A 16,345-nucleotide genomic window follows, 5' to 3' on the forward strand; every position below is an offset into this window, starting at 1 on the left:
GCCGACGGCCTGCGCATCGTCGAGTCCAGCCTGGGCGCGCGACGAACTTCAGCGATGTCGCGAGGCCGCCTTCGCCGACCTCTTGCGTTTCCTCGTCTGTGGCGCGCATTTCCGCAGCAGCAAGCGTTGTCGCTATTTCGGCGATCGCTGGAACGACGAGGCGTCGCTGGCGGAATGCGCTTGCCGCAATCGATCGGGGCGATGCGACACATCGCGTGTGGCCGCTCGGAGGCCGCTTTGGTACTCGGCGTCGCTGTATCGCGCTGCGCTGATCGGAAAGCGTCGGGCCTGAAGGCCCTCCCACGACAGCCGCCGTGTTTGCGGTCCGAGGCGAGCGCGGACGCACTAGCGATAGCCGAATCCAGCGAGCCCCGTAACGATTTCGCTTTTAGCGAACTGTGGCCGCCGGTCCATTTTTGAAAATCGGCACAAAGCGCGTTGTGCCTCGCGACGTAGCAAGATGGATGAGATTCACACCTGTGTTACGCTCAAAGTATGAATTCAAAGGAGTGATTCATGTCTGAAACGACCGCCTACGACACCCTCGTGGAAGTGTTCCGGGACGAACTCGCGATCGATCCCGCCCGTGTCCATCCGGGCGCCTCGTTGATCGGCGAATTGGGCTTCGATTCCATCGCCTTCGCCATCGGCCTGGTGTCGATCGAGGAAAAGCTGGGGGTGACGCTGCGCCAGGAAGAGCTCATCGTCTGCAAGACGGTCGGCGACGTGGCCCGGCTCATCGAACAGACCCGCGACCGCGTCGCGGCCGCCGGCCCCGCGCTGCCCGCCGCGTCCGCAGTCCCCGCCCAATAAAGCCCTCCGGTCGCACGGACGGAGATTCTCCGTCGCCGTCCGCGCGACACCGGAAGATCAAGGACCGATCGAACCATGAGCCGATTCACCCACGACGTATTCGTCGCCGCGCCCGCGTCCGGCAAAGGCCTGGTCACGGGCGAGCCGCATCGGCCTGTCCGGCGCACCTGGCAGGAGATCCACGGGATCGCGCGCCGCATGGCCGGCGCGCTCGCGGCGGCGGGCGTGAATCCCGGCGACGCGGTCGGCGTGCTGATGGGCGAGCCCGCCGGTATCGCGCCGACGATCCAGGCCATCTGGATGCGCGGGGCGTCGGTGACGATGCTGCATCAGCCCGGCCCGCGCGCGGACCTCGACGCCTGGGCGGAAGACACCTTCGCGGTGCTGGACATGATCGGCGCGAAGCTGGTCGTCGTCGGCGACGTGTTCTTGCGCACGATGCCGCTGTTCGAAGCCAAGGCCGCGCCCGTCGTATCGGCGGACGCGCTGGCCGAAGGCGCGGCGCTCGAACCGCTCGAGTGCGACGAGGACGACATCGCCTTCCTGCAACTGACCTCGGGCTCGACCGGGCTGCCCAAGGCGGTGGCGATCTCGCATCGCAACCTGCACGAGAACGCGGCGGCGATGGTCAGCGCGTCCAAGCTCGATCCGCGTGACGATGTGCTGGTGAGCTGGCTGCCGCTGTTTCACGACATGGGCATGATCGGGTTCCTGGTCCTGCCCATGCAGGTCGGCGCGGAGGCGGTGTGCGCGGCGCCCGGCGAGTTCCTGCGCTCGCCGCGGCTGTGGCCGTCGTTGATCTCGAAATATCGCGGGACCATGACCGCGGGGCCGAACTTCGCCTACGCCCTGCTCGCGCGCTACCTGCGCGCGGCGGCCGACGGCGCGTTCGACCTCTCGTCGCTGCGCTTCGCCCTCAGCGGCGCCGAACCCATCGATCACGCGACGGTCGCCGCGGTGCTCGAAACCGGCGCCCGGTTCGGGCTCGATTCCACCGCCTTCGTCGCCGCGTACGGGATGGCGGAAGCCACGCTCGCGATCTCGTTCTCCGAGACCGGCGCGGGCGTGCAGTTCGACGCGGTCGATCAGGCGGCGATCGAACGCGAGTCGCATGCGACGATCAGTGCGGATCAGGCCGCGCGCCGTCTGGCCAAACTGGGCAAGCCGGTGCCCGGCATCGAAATCCGCGTCGGCGACGGCGACAGCGCCAAGGTCCGCACGGTCGGCGAACTCAAGATCCGCGGCGATGCCGTCTCGCGCTATTACCTCACGCCCAGCGGCAAGCGATCGCTGCTCGGCGACGACGGATGGTTCAGCACCGGCGACATGGGGTATGTCACCGAAACCGGCGAGGTCGTCGTCTGCGGCCGATTGAAGGACATGATCATCGTGGCGGGACGCAACATCTTCCCCGGCGATATCGAGCGCGCGGCCTGCCGCGTCGACGGCGTGCGCCAGGGCAACGCGATCGCGGTCGCGCTCGCCGCCGCGGGAATACGCGAAGAGTTCGCGGTCGTGGTCGAAGCCGGCGACAGCGCCGACACCGAATCCAGCGCGCGGATCAAGAGCGACGTCTCGGACGCGGTGTATGCGGCCTTCGGCGTCAGCCCGCGGCTGGTCTCGGTGGTCCCGCCGCGCACCTTGCCGAAAACGCCGTCGGGAAAGCCGAAACGCTCCGCCACCATCGCCATCGTCGAAACCGAACTGGCGATGCTTCACGGTGCGAACAGTCAACGACAACAGGAATCGGTCGGCTCGCCATGACCTTGCAGATGGATACAGCGTTTTCCGATATCGCCGCATTCAAGGACCATCTCGACGCGATCCTGGCGCGGGAGTCGACCCGCCGGCTGGTCGAGGATGCCGAAGCGGCCGGCCTCTTCCCCCGAGGCATCGTCGAATTGCTCGGCCGCGAAGGCATCTTCGCGGCGAAGTGGCAGGAGCGCCCGGTGCCCGCGCTGGAACACACGTTGGCGCTGTCCGAGCGGTTCGGCCGGCTCGGCGCCGGCGGCATCGCCTCGGCGGTGACCCTGCACGACTCGGCGATCGCGATGCTGCGCCGCTTCGGCCGTTCGCAAGCGCTGCGCGATGTCGCCGACCAGGCGATCGCGGGCCAGGCCGTGCTATGCATCTCCGCGACCGAGGCCGGCGCGGGCTCGGACATGCTCGGGCTCAGCTCGACGGCCGTCCGCGAGGACGGCGGCTATCGCCTGCGCGGCCACAAGAAGATGGCGTCGCCCTCGCCGGTGGCCGACTACATCGTGCTGGCGCTGCGCGGCATCGACGAGAGCCACGCGGGCCGCGACGATCTCGCGCTGTTCCTGGTGCCGACCTCGCAGCTTCGCGTCGGCAAGGCCTTCGAGACCGTCGGCGCCCGCAGCATCAGCACCGCGCCGGTGTTCTTCGACACCTGGGTACCGGCCGAGATGATGATCGCCCGCCCCGGCACCGGCCTGGCCGTGCTCAGCTGGGCGCTGGCCCAGGAACGCTTCGCCATGGCTGCGCAGATTCTCGGCGCCTGCCATCTGGCGCTGGGCGTGACGGTGGCGCGGATGAAGCGGCGCAAGACCTTCGGCGTCGCGCTGTTCGACCATCAGGCCTTGCGCCTGAGGATCGCCGACCTGCAGGCGCGGGTCGACATGATGCGGCTGGCCTTGAACGGCCTGATCGCCAACGCCGCCGGCTTCAACGTGCGCTCGTGCTCGGCCGCGAAGGTCACCGCGGTTCGGCTGGGCTGCGAGGTGATGTCCGAGTGCATGCACATCTTCGGCAGCGCCGGCGTGCTGGAGACGGAATCGCCGCTCGGCCGTTGGTGGCGCGACGTGAAGATGGCACGGATCGGCGGCGGCACGGACGAGATGCTATGGGAAATCGTCGCCGCGGGCCTGGAACCGGATTACGCGAGCTACGACCAGATGGTCAACGAGTGGCAGCCTGAGCCGCTGGGCTGAGCCGCTGGGCTGGGCTGCCGGGCCGAGCCGAAGCTCAGCGCTTGCTGCGTCGCGCGACCGCCGCGCCGACGCGTTGCGCATCGCGGCCGACGAAGCCGAGCAGCGCAGAGCCGCGGTTGCGCATCCGGTACAGGCCTACGAAATGCAACCCGGACGCGCCGACGCCCGCGTCGTGCGGCGGCTGTCCGTCGGCGCCGAGCAGTTCCGCGTCCAGCCACGGCCACTCGTTGCGATAGCCGGTCGCCCATAGCACGGTCGATACGTCGAGCCGCTGGCCGTCGGCGGTGACGAGCTGCGTGCCCGCGACGTCGACGGCGCGCGCCGCGTAGCGGACGCTGCCGGGCGGTCCGCCGCTTTTCGTGTCGACGATCGGATCGGGCATCGCCAATCGCCGCGCCAGCGGCGTGTTCGTCGGCAGGCGCAGGATGCCGGATTTGGACAGCCACCAGAACGCGTCCTTGCCCAGGATCCGCTGCGGCAAGCGCGGCTGCCTGCGGCCCTTGCAGACCACCACCTCGTGGGTGGCCGACAGTTCCGCCGCGATCTGCAGGCCCGAGTTCGCCGAACCGACCACGGCGACCGGCCCGGCGGGAATCTGTCCGGGATTGCGGTAGGCGTGCGAATGCAGTTGCGTCACCGACGGCGCCAGCCGTTGCGAGAACCCGGGAATGGCCGGCGTCTGGAACGCCCCGACCGCGGCGACGACCTGGCGCGCGGCGATGCGACCGGCCGGCGTGGTCACGCTGAAGCCGTCGCCGGAGCGGCCGACCGAAGTCACCGGCATGCCGAGATGGATCGGCAGCGCGAACGTCGCCGCGTAGGTTCGGAAGTAGTCCGGCACTTCGTCCTTGGCGGGGTATCGATCCGGATCGCCGGGAAACGGCAGCCCGGGCAAGCCGGAGAACTGCGCGGAGGTGAACAGCCGCAACGAGTCCCAGCGATTCGTCCAGGAAACGCCGAGCTCGCTGGCGGCGTCGAGCATGACGAAGTCGACGCCCGCTTGCTTGAGCGTATGGCCGACGGCGAGGCCGGCCTGGCCCGCGCCGATCACGACCACGTCGATGTCGCTGGGCAGGTCGCCGCTACCGGCGGAAGGATTCGAACTTGGCATGGTCACTCCACGACGCCGGCGCGCACGAGCGACGGCGTGGATAGCGTTGGCGCGGACAGCGGCGCGGAGATGCGAGGGTGCGAGCGCCGAGCGCAGCGCAGGCGGCTCATCGAACGAGCTCCCGAAGCGCGGCCACCACCTCGGCGAGGTGCTGCTCACCGAACAGACTGTGGTGGGTGCCCGCGACGATGCGCGTGGCGACCGTGCCGCGGGTGCGCGCGGACCAGCCCCAATCGGCCGCCGCTTCATCTGGATGCCCCGCGTATTCGCTGACCCGCCCGTCGCGGGCGCGGATCAGCGCCACGTCCGCAGCCACGACGGGCGGCGAGTAGCTGCGGCACGCATTCACGATTTGCGCGAACACCGGATAGACATGATGCAGTTCGGCGGCGAGCAGGTCGGCGCCGGCCGTGTCTTCGCGGAACCAGTCCTGCAAGGTCGCCTCGTCGACAGGACCCGGGGGCGGGTCGGTCGGCGCGGGCGCGTCGAACACGACCAGCTGCGCCACCCGCTCCCCGGCCGCTTCGAGTTGCGCGACCATCTCGAGCGCGATCACCGCGCCCGACGACCATCCCAGGATCGTGTACGGCCCGGACGCCGCGGCGCGCACTGCGGCCACATACCCCTGAGCCAAGGCCGCGATGGTGGCCGGCAGCGGCTCGCTCGCCGCGAGCCCGAAGCTGGCGCGGTCGAGTTCGCGCGCCAGGTCGCGGTAGGCCGCGACCGATCCGCCGGCCGGATGCACCATGAACAACGCCGGCCCGGCCGCGGCGTGCAGCGGCACCAGCGCGTTGGACAGCCGCTGCCCCGAGGCCAGGCTGGCCAGGCGCGCGACCGTGCGCGACTCGATCAGCCCGCCGAGGGAAACGTTGACCTTGGCCCGCGAACGCAGCGCCGCGACCGCGCGCAACGCGGTGAAGGATTGCCCGCCGAGGTTGAAGAAATCGTCGTCGACGCCGATGGTTTCCACGCCCAGCACTTCTTTCCATATCGCGACGATCGAGCGCTCCAGCTCGGTGCGCGGCGCGACGTAGGCCACGCCGACATCGGCCGCCGGTTCGGCGAGCGCGAGCAGCGCGGCGCGGTCGAGTTTTCCGTTGGCGGTGACCGGCAGGCCGGCGACGACGGCGATGTGCGCCGGAACCAGATAGCTCGGCAGCCGGTCCGCCAGGCCGGCGCGAATGGATTCGCCGTCGCCGCAGGCTCCGTCGTGCAGAACGACGAACGCGCGCAGCTGCTTCTGCTTGGCCTCGCCGGCCACGAGTACGACCGCATCCTTGACCCGCGGATCGGCGGCCAGCACGTGCTCGACTTCGCCGGGTTCGACGCGATGCCCCTGGATCTTGCATTGCGCGTCGATGCGCCCGATCAGCTCGATGTTGCCGTCGGGCAGCAGGCGGCCGAGATCGCCGGTGCGATAGATCCGCTCGCCGGTGGCGCGGCGCGCCACGAACGCGGCCGCGGTCTTGTCGGGATCGCCCCAATAGCCCTGCGCCAAGCCGATCCCGCCGATATGCAGCTGCCCGGTGGTCCAGGCCGGCGTCTCATCGCCCTGCTCGTCGAGCACGTACCACGGCTGGTTCGCCATCGGCCGTCCGTAGGGAATGCTGCGCCACTTCGGATCGACCGCCTCGATGGGATGCCAGATCGACCAGATGGATGCTTCCGTCGCGCCGCCGAGGCTGACCACCTTCGCGTTCGGCGCGATCGCCTTGATGTCGTCGGGCAGAGACAGCGCGATCCAGTCGCCGGACAGCATCACCAGGCGCAGCGCGGGCAGCTGCACGCCTTCGGCGCGCGCGACATCGACCAACAACTGCATCAGCGGCGGCGCCGAATTCCACACCGTGACGTGGCGTTCGAGCATCGCCGCCAGCCACGCGTGCGGGCTGTGGTCGGCGGGATCGGGCAGGACCAGCGTCGCGCCCGCCATCGCCGCGCCGAAGAGGTCGTAGACCGACAGGTCGAACGACAGCGACGACACTCCGAACAGCACGTCCTCTGCGACGATGCCGAACGCGTCGTTGACGTCGAGAATCGTGTTGACCGGCCCGCGGTGGTCGAGCGCGACGCCCTTGGGCTGTCCGGTCGATCCTGAGGTGTAGATGACGTAGGCCAGCGCGGACGGATCGAGGTCGGCGGGCAAGTCGATACCCGCGCAGGCCGCGACCGCGGAAGCGGCGGCGTCGCGAACTCCGATGACGGGTACGCCGTGACGCTCGCCATCGTCGGCGCCGAGGACGGCCGCCGCGCCGATGTCGGCGACCAGTTGATCGATGCGCCGCGGCGGCCACGCCGGATCGATCGGCACGTACGCGGCGCCCGCCAGCAGCGCCGCGTAGACCGCGACCGTCTGCGCGACGCCCTTGGCCAGGACGATGGCGACGCGGTCGCCGGGACGAACGCCGCCGGCGCACAACCGCTTCGCCAACGATTCGGCGGCCGCGGCCAGTTGGCCGTAGCTCAGCGCATCGTCGCCGCACACCACCGCCGTGCGCTCGGGCGCGACGGACGCCGCGACCTTCAGCCCGTCCGACAGACGCCCCGGATATAACGGCCGGGTGGGACAGGCTTTCGCGGCGGGCGTCGGGGCCACCAGCGTCGTCGTCGCGATCCACCCGTCCGGGTTAGCGGCCAGAGTGCGTATCAGCGCTTCGTGCGCATCGCAGAACGCATCGATGAAACCGGCGGGGAACGCGGCTTCCACCACGTCCCAGAGGATTTCGACGCGGCCGCCGCGCAGCGCGAAGAACTGGTGATCGAGCAACACCTGCGGCGTCGCGAGCTTGCTGTAGCCGAATTCCTCCTGCTCGCCGCCCGCCAGGCCCGAAGAGACCACGAACGGACACGCAGCCCGGCCTTGCGAGCGATGGCGGGCGTTCAAGGCTTCGAGCACATCGACGCCCAACCAATCCGTGCGTCCGAGATCGCCGATGATCGTCGCCTGCAGGCGGCGCGCGCGTTCCTGCAGCGACGCCGAGCCGCGCCAATCGAATTCGAGCGGATAGATCGCGCCGAGATTGCCCAGCACCGACTCGGCGCCCGGAATCCGCCGCAGCAGGCGGCGCGTGATCATCTGGTTGAGGATGAAATGGCGCGAGCCGCTGAAACGCGCGACGATCTCGCCGTACACCGCGAGCAACGCCGTCGTCGCGCTCATGCCGTGCGCGCCGGCGCCGGCGGTGAAGGCGTTCCAGGTCGCTGCGTCGACCACCAGGCGGCGCCGGTTCAAGCCCGGGTTTCCGTGGATGCGCGCGATCGGCAGGTCGGGCGGCGCGGGCAGCGTCGCCACGCGTTCGGCCCAATAGGCGCGCGCGCGATCGGCGGCCTCGTGCCGCTGCGCCAAGGCGAGCGAAACCTCCGCGATTCCCACGCGATCGGCGGGCAGTTCGAGATTCGGGTTCGCGTAGTACTGCTCGATCTCCGACAGCAGGCGCAGCCCGGAAGATTGATCGAGAAACAGGTTGCTGAAGTTGACGTGCAGGCGCACGTCGCCGTCGCCGTATCGGGTCAGCTGGAAGTCGAGCCACGGCCAGCGATCCATCGGCAGCGGCTGGTTCGACATCCGGTGCCGGACCTGCATCAGCCCCTGCGTCGTCGCCAGTTCGGACAGCCCGCGCAGGTCCCAGACCGGTACGCGAGGCGGCGCGACTTCATCGACCTGGCGCAACCGCAGTTCCGGCGTCACCGCGACGATGTTGCGCCGATGGCGTTCGATCACGCGCGCGATCGCGGACACGAAGCGATCGATATCGAGACCGGGACGTTCCACCTCGAAGTAGAGGTGCGGATGCAACGCGTACTCCATGCCGTCGGAAGCGCTCACGACGAGCAGGCGTTGCATGTCCGTCAGCGGGAAGTCGGCATGTCCGGCACTGGTGTCCGGCACTGCGACGGTCGCGTCGTTCGAGGGCGCACTCACTAGCACGGGTTCTCCTTACCTTATACCCATTTCATCCATCGGCCGGACACTACATTGGTGCCTACAGGGCGTCAACCGGACACCAAAGTCGTCGAAAATCCTTACGCTGCGCGCGGGAAAAGTAGGCCACTGCTCAGAATGACGCTTAGTTACATTTTCTCGTCTTGCGCTCTGCGATTGGCGCTAACGGCCCTGTCAGAGAAGGGAAAACCGGCCGCGACCGGTCGGCGATGAATCCATCGACGGCCCGCCGGCGAGAACGATCCCGGGCCGGTATCTACACCCGATCCATCGCCCGAACCGGTGCGGGCCCTGGCGCAGAACGCCGCACCGCATCAGCCCCCGGCCGGCGCGCCGTCGTCGTCGAGAAAAAAGCCGGCGGCCGCGGCGAACACCCGCTGCGGATCTTCGAGCTGCGGGAAGTGACCGACGTCGTCCAGCACGACGACGTCCGCGCTCTGGACGAGTTGCCGGTAACGCTCGGCCATATGCAGCCCGCTGACGGGATCGACCGCGCCGCAGATCAAGCGCAGGGGCGCGTCGGCCGTTTGCAGCGCGCCGACCCAGCGCGAACGTTGCTGTCGGCGCTCGGCCATGTAACCCAGCAGCGACGGCACCGCATCGAGGCCGCCGTCGTGCCGCAGCAAGGCCCAGTACTCATCGACCGCGGCCTCGCCGAGCATCCGCGTCGGCGAGAACAAGGCCTTGAGACTGCGGCCGAAACCGCGACGGCTCATCAGCCCGACCAAGGCGGGGCCGAGCGGCGACGCGAGCAATCGCTGGATCGCGCGCGCGCGATGGGTTTCCGGGAACAGCCCGCCGTTGAGCAGGCACAGGCGAAGGATGCGCAGCGCGGCGTCCTCGCCGTTGCGAGCGAGCAGTTCCTGCGCGACCGTATCGCCGTAATCGTGGGCCAACACGAACGCGGCATCCCAGCCGTAATGCCGCGCGACCGCTTCGGCCAGGTCCGCCTGCTCGCGCACGCGGTAGTCGTGGCCGCGGGGTTTGTCGGAAAAACCCAGGCCCAGCAGATCGAAGGCCAGCACCTCGAAGCGCGAAGCCAGCATCGGCCAGATCGGCGCCCAATCCACGCTGCTGGTCGGAAAGCCATGAATCAGCAACAGCCGCGGCCCCGCTCCGGCGCGGCGACAGAAGATGCGCCGGCCGCGCACGACGATGAATTCGCCGGCATCCCGCCACGCGCGCAACGCGGGAAAGCCATCGATGGCGGTTCGCATAGCCGATGCCCCGATGCGATGATCCGGGCCGAGTATAGACCGCTCCACGTCCGAGGCCGGCCGCGGGGCGCACGCTTTCGTTTCAGTCTTGAGCATCCCCATGAGCGCCGCAGACCGCCCGCACGACGACGACACACCCTGGTACTTCGAACCGCTCGGCGGGCTGCGTTTCGCGCCCAGCGCCCACGTGGGCGGCGGCTGGAATCCGCGCGAGCAGCACATCGCGCCGGCGTTCGGCTTGCTGACGCATCTGATCGAGCGGCACCGCGACCAGCGCCGCGACGACGGCCTCGTGCTCGGCCGGCTGTGCTTCGACATTCACGGCGTGCTGCCGATGGCGCCTTTCGAGGTCGAACTGGACGTGATCCGGCCCGGCCGGACCATCGAACGGGTGGAGGCGCGCATCGTGCACGGCGGGCGCACCGCGGTCGTGCTGCACGCGTGGCTGTTGGCCCGCACCGACACCGCCGCCCTGGCCGGTACGCCCGAACCGCCGCTTCCTGCGCCCGAGCAACTGCCGCCGTGGGACTTCGGCAGCGTGTGGCCGGGCGGTTTCGTGCGCAGCGTGCGCGCGCGCCGGCGCGAGCAGGCGCCGGGACGCTGCGTGTTCTGGGTCGATACGGACGTCGCGTTGCTGCAGGGCGAAACCGTCAGCCCGACGGCGCGCTTGCTGGGCTTGGTCGACATTGCCAACGGCGCGACGCCGCGGGTCGCGCCGGAGCGGGCGGTGTTTCCCAATCTCGATCTCACCGCGCATCTGTTGCGCGCGCCGGTCGGCGCGTGGATCGGGTTCGATACCTCGGTGAGCTTCGGGCCCGATGGGGTCGGGCTGACCCACAGCTGGGTCCACGACGAGCAGGGGCTGGTCGGGACGGTCAGCCAATGCCTGACGGTGCGGCCGGTGGCCGTGCAGGCGGGCCGCTCCCTGTAGGAGCGGCGCGAGCCGCGACTGCGAATCATCGCTTGCGGCGCAAGCTGGCAACCCCGCGGTCGCGGCTCGCGCCGCTCCTACAAGGGGCCCCATGCGGGTTTAGCGCTCCAGCGATTCCGGGTGGCGCACCTGCCCTGCCCCGCGCACCACGAAGCGCTCGATGGTCAGCGACTCGACGCCCATCGGCCCGTAGGCGTGCAGGCGCGTGGTGGAGATGCCGATCTCGGCGCCGAGGCCCAGTTGCCCGCCGTCGTTGAAGCGCGAGGACGCGTTGACCATCACCGCCGAGCTGCGGGTACGGCGGACGAAGGCGTCGGCGGTGGCGGGATCGGCGGTGGCGATCACTTCGGTGTGGTCGGAGCCGTATCGGGCGATGTGGGCCAGGGCTTGGTCGAGGTCGTCGACCACGCGCGCGGCGATGATGAGGTCGAGGTACTCGGCGGCGTAGTCGCCGTCGTCGGCCGCCGCCACGTCGTAACCGCTCTCGCCCGCCAACGCGCGGATGCGCTCGCAGCCGCGCACCTGCACGCCGCGGCCGGACAGCGCCGCCAGCGCGCGCGGCACGAAGGCGGCGGCGATGTCGCGGTGCACCAGCAGCGTTTCCAGCGCGTTGCACACGCCCGGGCGCGAGGCCTTGCCGTCCACCAGCAGGTTCACCGCGAGATCGAGATCGGCGGCGCGGTCCACGTAGAGGTGGCAGACGCCCTTGTAGTGCTTGATCACCGGCACCCGCGCATGTTCGGCGACGAAGCGGATCAGGCTCTCGCCGCCGCGCGGGATCGCCAGATCGATCAGGTCGGACAGCTGCAGCAGTTCCAGCACGTGTTCGCGCGCGGTGTCCTCGATCAGCGACACCGCGGCGACGGGCAGCCCGCGTTCGCGCAACGGCGCATGCAAGGCGGCGGCGATGGCGGCGTTGCTGGCGCGCGCTTCCGAGCCGCCGCGCAGCAGCACGGCGTTGCCGGCCTTCAGGCACAGCGCGGCCGCGTCGGCGGTCACGTTGGGGCGCGATTCGTAGATCATCGCGATCAGGCCCAGCGGCACGCGCTTGCGTTCGATGACCAGACCGTTGGATCGGGTTTCGCTGCGGGTCACGCCGTCGAGCGGATCGGCTTGCGCGGCCACTTCGCGCAGCGCGCCGGCGATGGCGCCCAGGCGCTGCGGGTCCAGGCGCAGGCGGTCGAGCATCGCGTCGCTGAGGCCGGCGGCTTCGCCACGGGCGACGTCGTCGGCGTTGGCAGCCAGGATGGCATCGCGTTGCGCGTCGAGTCGTTCGGCCATCGCCGCGATCAGCGCGGCGCGCTCGGCGCCGTCGAGCGCGGCCAGGAGCAGCGAGGCCTCGCGGGCGCGTTCGGCTAGAGTACGTACGTATCCGCTCACGGCGCTGCCTCGCTGTTTGTCGATGGATGGGTCGCGGGTTCGACTCCTGTTTCCGGAACCACAGTTGCGAAGACCGATTTGTCGCCCAGCATCACCAAGTCGTCGCGATGCACCACCGATTCCCCGTAGCGAAAGCCGAGCACGGCTTCGATATCGCGACTGTGCCGCCCCTTGATACGCCCGAGCTCGGCCGAGTTGTACTGCACCAGCCCGCGCCCGACCGCTTCGCCGCCTTCGGCCACGCGCAGCTCGACCACGTCGCCGCGGCGGAACTCGCCCTCCACCGCGACCACGCCGCCGGGCAGCAGCGAGGCGCCGCGCACGCGCAGGGCGTTGGCGGCGCCGGCGTCGATGCGCAGGCCGCCGCTGGCCGGGGCGTGGCGCAGCCATTGCTTGCGCGCGCGCAGGCGGTCGTTCTGCGCCGACACCAGGGTGCCGTGCAGGGTGTCGCGGGCCAGCGCCTCGACGACGTCGTTGTCGCGTCCGCAGAACAGCGCGGTGGCGACGCCGGCGGTGGCGGCCTTGGCCGCGGCTTCGAGCTTGGTGCGCATGCCGCCGGTGCCGAGCGCGCCGGCGCCGCCGCTGGCGGCGAGCAGCAGTTCGGGAGTAACGGCGGCAACGCGTTCGATCGGGCACGCGTTCGGATCGCGCTGCGGGTGGCCGCTGTAGAGGCCGCCGATGTCGGTGGCGATCAGCAGCAGGTCGGCATCGACCAGCGAGGCCACCGCGGCGGCGAGGTTGTCGTTGTCGCCGAGCTTGAGCTCGTCGACGGCGACGGTGTCGTTTTCGTTGATGACCGGCAGCGCGCCGAGCCGCAGCAGTTCGCGCAGCGAGGCGCGGGCGTTGAGGTAGCGGCGGCGGTTGCGCAGGTCGTCGTGGGTCAGCAGCACCTGCGCCACCGGCACGCTAGACAGCTGCTGCCAGAACGCGATCAGCGAGGCCTGGCCGAGCGAGGCCAGCGCCTGCCGCAGCACCAGTCCGTCGCCGCCGGCGGCGATGCGGCCGCGGCCGGCGGCGACCGCGCCGGACGAGACCAGCACCACTTCGCGCTGTTGTTCGCGCGCGCTCTCGATGAAACGCGCCAGGCCCGCGGCGTAGCGCGGGTCGAGGCCGCCGCCTTCGAAACCGGCCAGCAGGCTGCTGCCGACCTTGAGCACGGCGCGGCGCCAGGGCGGCAAAGGCTGCGCGGCGAAGTCCCTTGCCGTCGCGCTCATGTCAGCGATCTCAGGCGCGTTTGCAGGACGTCCAGGCGCAGGTCGGCGGCGGCGCCGGGCGAGACCCGCGCGGCCAGGCTGGCTTCCGGGTCGCCCTGGGCCCAGCGCGCCGGGTCGGCGGCCTGCTTGTAGGCGTCGCGGAACGGCAGGCCCTGGCGGGCCAGATCGACGGCGAGGTCGGTGGCGTACATCGACGGATCGAGCGCGGCGCGCATCGCCTGCGGCTTCCATTCCAGGTTGCGCAGCAGGTCGGGCAGCAGTTCCAGCGCGCCCAGGCCGCGGCCGAAGGCGTGGAAGATCGCGCCCTTGGAGAACTGCAGATCGCGGTGATAGCCCGAGGGCAGCGACAGCAGGTTCTCGATCTCGGTGCGCGCGGCGGCGACCGCGGCATAGCTGGCGCGCATGAGTTCGATCACGTCGGGGTTGCGCTTGTTCGGCATGATCGAGCTGCCGGTGGTGTATTCGGCCGGCAGCGCGACGAAGCCGAATTCGGCGCTGGTGAACAGGCTCAGGTCCCAGGCGAGGCGGCGCAGGTCGAGCAAGGCGGTCGCCAGCGCGTCGATCGCGCCGAGTTCGAACTTGCCGCGCGAGAGCTGGGCATAGGCCGCGGCCACCTGCATGCGGCCGAAGCCGAGCGCGGCGGTGGTGTGGTCGCGCGCCAGCGGCAGGTTGACGCCGTAACCGGCGGCGCTGCCGAGCGGATTGGCGTCGACCCACTCCAGCGACTGCCGCGCGCGCACCGCGTTGTCGATGAAGCCCTCGGCCCAGGCCGCCCACCACATGCCGGCGCTGGAGACCACCGCGCGCTGCAGATGGGTGTATCCCGGCAGCGGCAGGTCGCGTTCGGCTTCGGCGCGCGCCAGCGCGACCTGCGCGGTCTCCACGCACAACGCGTACGTGCGCGCCAGCCGGTCCTTGAGCCACAGGCGGGTCGCGACCAGGATCTGGTCGTTGCGGCTGCGGCCGGTGTGGATCTTGCGGCCGGCGTCGCCGAGGCGTTCGATCAGGCGGCCTTCGATCGCCGAATGGCCGTCTTCGAAACGCTCGTCGAGGACGAAGCGGCCGGCCTGGAAGTCCTCGGCCAGCGTGTCGAGTTCGCGCGACAGGCCGTCGAGTTCCTCGGCGCTGAGGATGCCGATCTGCTGCAGCCCCTGCGCATGCGCGCGGCTGGCCTGGATGTCGAACGCGAAGAACTCGCGGTCGAGGATCACGTCCTCGCCGGCGAGGAAGTTCTGGATGCGCGCGTCGACCTTGACGCCGGGTTTTTGCCAGAGGAGATCGGACATGGGAGGCGCTCGCGGAGTTCTGAAAGAAGATGGATGAGGAGTGAGCGGAGAAGAGTGAGAAGTGAGAAGGAAAAAGGCGGCTTTCGCTCGCTTCTCACTCCTCTCCGCTATTTTCTAGGCATCTACCGATATGCGCGACGGCGTCGTACGGCGCCAGCGTCAGCCGCTCGCCGGTGGCGCGGCGCTTGAGTTCGACCGTGCCCTGGCTCAAGCCGCGCCGCCCGACGATCAGCTGCCACGGCAGGCCGAGCAGGTCCATGCGCGCGAACTTCACCCCGGGGCGCTCGTCGGTGTCGTCGTGCAGCGCGTCCAGGCCCATCGCCTCCAGCGCGCCGTGCACGCCGGCGCAGAGTTCATCGATCTGCGCGTCGCCCGGGTCGAGGTTCACGATGCCGACGTTGAACGGCGCCACCGCATCGGGCCAGACGATGCCGGCTTCGTCGTGTCCGGCTTCGATGATCGCGCCGAGCAAGCGCGACACGCCGATGCCGTAGGAACCGCCGTGGATGGGCTTGTCGCCGCCGTCGGGGCCGGTCACCAGCGCCTTCATCGGCGCGGAATACTTGGTGCCGAAGTAGAACACCTGGCCGACTTCGATGCCGCGCGTCTGCAGGCGGCGTTCGGCCGGCACTTCGCGCTCGAAGCGTTCGAAGTCGTGCACGTCCTCGGTCGCTGCGTACGGCGCGGTCCACCGGCGCACGATCGGGTCGAGGTCGCCGTCGTAATCGACGCCGGCGCCGGGAATCGGCAGGTCGAGCACGGCCTTGTCGCAGTACACCGCCGATTCGCCGGTCTGCGCCAGCACCAGGAACTCGTGCGAGAGGTCGCCGCCGATGGGGCCGGTTTCGGCGCGCATCGGGATCGCGCGGATTCCCATGCGGGCGAAGGTGCGCAGGTAGGCGACGAACATGCGCTGGTAGGAACGGCGCGCGGCGGCTTCGTCGACGTCGAACGAGTACGCGTCCTTCATCAGGAACTCGCGCCCGCGCATCACCCCGAAGCGCGGGCGCTGCTCGTCGCGGAACTTCCACTGCACGTGGTAGAGGTTCATCGGCAGCGCGCGATAGCTCTTCACGTTGGCGCGGAAGATCGCGGTGACCATGTCCTCGTTGGTGGGCCCGTACAACAGCTCGCGCTCGTGGCGGTCGCGGATGCGCAGCATTTCCGGGCCGTAGGCGTCGTAGCGGCCGCTTTCGCGCCACAGGTCGGCCAACTGCAGGGTCGGCATCAGCAGTTCCAGCGCGCCGGCGCGGTTCATTTCCTCGCGCACGACGGCTTCGATCTTGCGCAGCGTGCGCAGGCCGGCCGGCAGCCAGGAGTAGATGCCGGCGGCCTCTTGCCGGATCAGGCCGGCGCGCAGCATCAGGCGGTGCGAGGCGATCTGCGCCTCGGCGGGGTTTTCCTTCAGGGTGGGCAACAAGTAGCGCGACAGACGCATGGCTTTACTCCGAACGCGGGGCCGCGACGGCGGCCTTACCGGGTGTTCCCTTGCGCGCAAG

11 protein-coding genes are annotated in these 16,345 nt (G+C 69.9%); 4 read left to right on the plus strand and 7 right to left on the minus strand.

What is annotated here, in order from left to right; genetic code table 11:
- Nucleotides 1-516 precede the first annotated feature (516 nt).
- The 3 genes from RDV84_RS22815 (at nucleotide 517) to RDV84_RS22825 (ending at nucleotide 3,764) form a co-directional block, all read left to right on the plus strand.
- Nucleotides 517-813 carry an acyl carrier protein gene (locus tag RDV84_RS22815; RefSeq protein ID WP_057947096.1) on the plus strand — a complete coding sequence of 99 codons (297 nt, stop codon included), beginning with the start codon at nucleotides 517-519 and terminating at the stop codon, nucleotides 811-813.
- A gap of 75 nt (nucleotides 814-888) precedes the next feature.
- Nucleotides 889-2,577, plus strand: coding sequence for a fatty acyl-AMP ligase (locus RDV84_RS22820; RefSeq protein ID WP_309151725.1), 1,689 nt, complete (start codon nucleotides 889-891; stop codon nucleotides 2,575-2,577).
- The gene (locus RDV84_RS22825) at nucleotides 2,574-3,764 is read left to right on the plus strand and encodes an acyl-CoA dehydrogenase family protein (protein WP_309151726.1); all 1,191 of its coding nucleotides are present in this window, start codon (nucleotides 2,574-2,576) and stop codon (nucleotides 3,762-3,764) included. Before RDV84_RS22820 ends, RDV84_RS22825 begins: the two co-directional genes overlap by 4 nt.
- 34 nt (nucleotides 3,765-3,798) lie before the next feature.
- Here the strand turns inward: RDV84_RS22825 and RDV84_RS22830 are convergent, their stop codons facing one another.
- The 3 genes from RDV84_RS22830 to RDV84_RS22840 form a co-directional block, all read right to left on the minus strand.
- Nucleotides 3,799-5,034, minus strand: coding sequence for a flavin-containing monooxygenase (locus RDV84_RS22830; protein WP_309151727.1), 1,236 nt, complete (start codon nucleotides 5,032-5,034; stop codon nucleotides 3,799-3,801).
- Nucleotides 4,982-8,803, minus strand: coding sequence for a non-ribosomal peptide synthetase (locus tag RDV84_RS22835; RefSeq protein WP_309151728.1), 3,822 nt, complete (start codon nucleotides 8,801-8,803; stop codon nucleotides 4,982-4,984). Before RDV84_RS22835 ends, RDV84_RS22830 begins: the two co-directional genes overlap by 53 nt.
- A gap of 329 nt (nucleotides 8,804-9,132) precedes the next feature.
- Nucleotides 9,133-10,170, minus strand: coding sequence for an alpha/beta fold hydrolase (locus RDV84_RS22840; protein ID WP_309151729.1), 1,038 nt, complete (start codon nucleotides 10,168-10,170; stop codon nucleotides 9,133-9,135).
- Here RDV84_RS22840 and RDV84_RS22845 point away from each other — a divergent pair.
- Nucleotides 10,136-10,966, plus strand: coding sequence for a thioesterase family protein (locus tag RDV84_RS22845; RefSeq protein WP_309151730.1), 831 nt, complete (start codon nucleotides 10,136-10,138; stop codon nucleotides 10,964-10,966). The genes RDV84_RS22840 and RDV84_RS22845 overlap by 35 nt on opposite strands.
- Nucleotides 10,967-11,065: 99 nt before the next feature.
- Here RDV84_RS22845 and RDV84_RS22850 read toward each other — a convergent pair whose 3' ends face one another.
- The 4 genes from RDV84_RS22850 to proS all read right to left on the minus strand — a co-directional run bounded on the left by RDV84_RS22850 (nucleotide 11,066) and on the right by proS (nucleotide 16,284).
- Nucleotides 11,066-12,346, minus strand: a complete 1,281-nt coding sequence (locus RDV84_RS22850; protein WP_309151731.1) for a glutamate-5-semialdehyde dehydrogenase — start codon at nucleotides 12,344-12,346, stop codon at nucleotides 11,066-11,068.
- Nucleotides 12,343-13,560: a glutamate 5-kinase gene (gene proB / locus RDV84_RS22855; RefSeq protein WP_309151732.1), complete on the minus strand. Its 1,218-nt coding sequence runs from the start codon at nucleotides 13,558-13,560 to the stop codon at nucleotides 12,343-12,345. Before proB ends, RDV84_RS22850 begins: the two co-directional genes overlap by 4 nt.
- Nucleotides 13,557-14,846, minus strand: a complete 1,290-nt coding sequence (argH, locus tag RDV84_RS22860; protein ID WP_309151733.1) for an argininosuccinate lyase — start codon at nucleotides 14,844-14,846, stop codon at nucleotides 13,557-13,559. The genes proB and argH overlap by 4 nt, the downstream gene beginning before the upstream one ends.
- Before the next feature lie 94 nt (nucleotides 14,847-14,940).
- Nucleotides 14,941-16,284, minus strand: a complete 1,344-nt coding sequence (gene proS, locus RDV84_RS22865) for a proline--tRNA ligase (RefSeq protein WP_309151734.1) — start codon at nucleotides 16,282-16,284, stop codon at nucleotides 14,941-14,943.
- Between the last annotated feature and the right edge of the window lie 61 nt (nucleotides 16,285-16,345).

Origin of the sequence: Lysobacter yananisis, from assembly GCF_031199375.1 — a bacterium.
Taxonomy (GTDB): Bacteria; Pseudomonadota; Gammaproteobacteria; order Xanthomonadales; family Xanthomonadaceae; genus Lysobacter; species Lysobacter yananisis.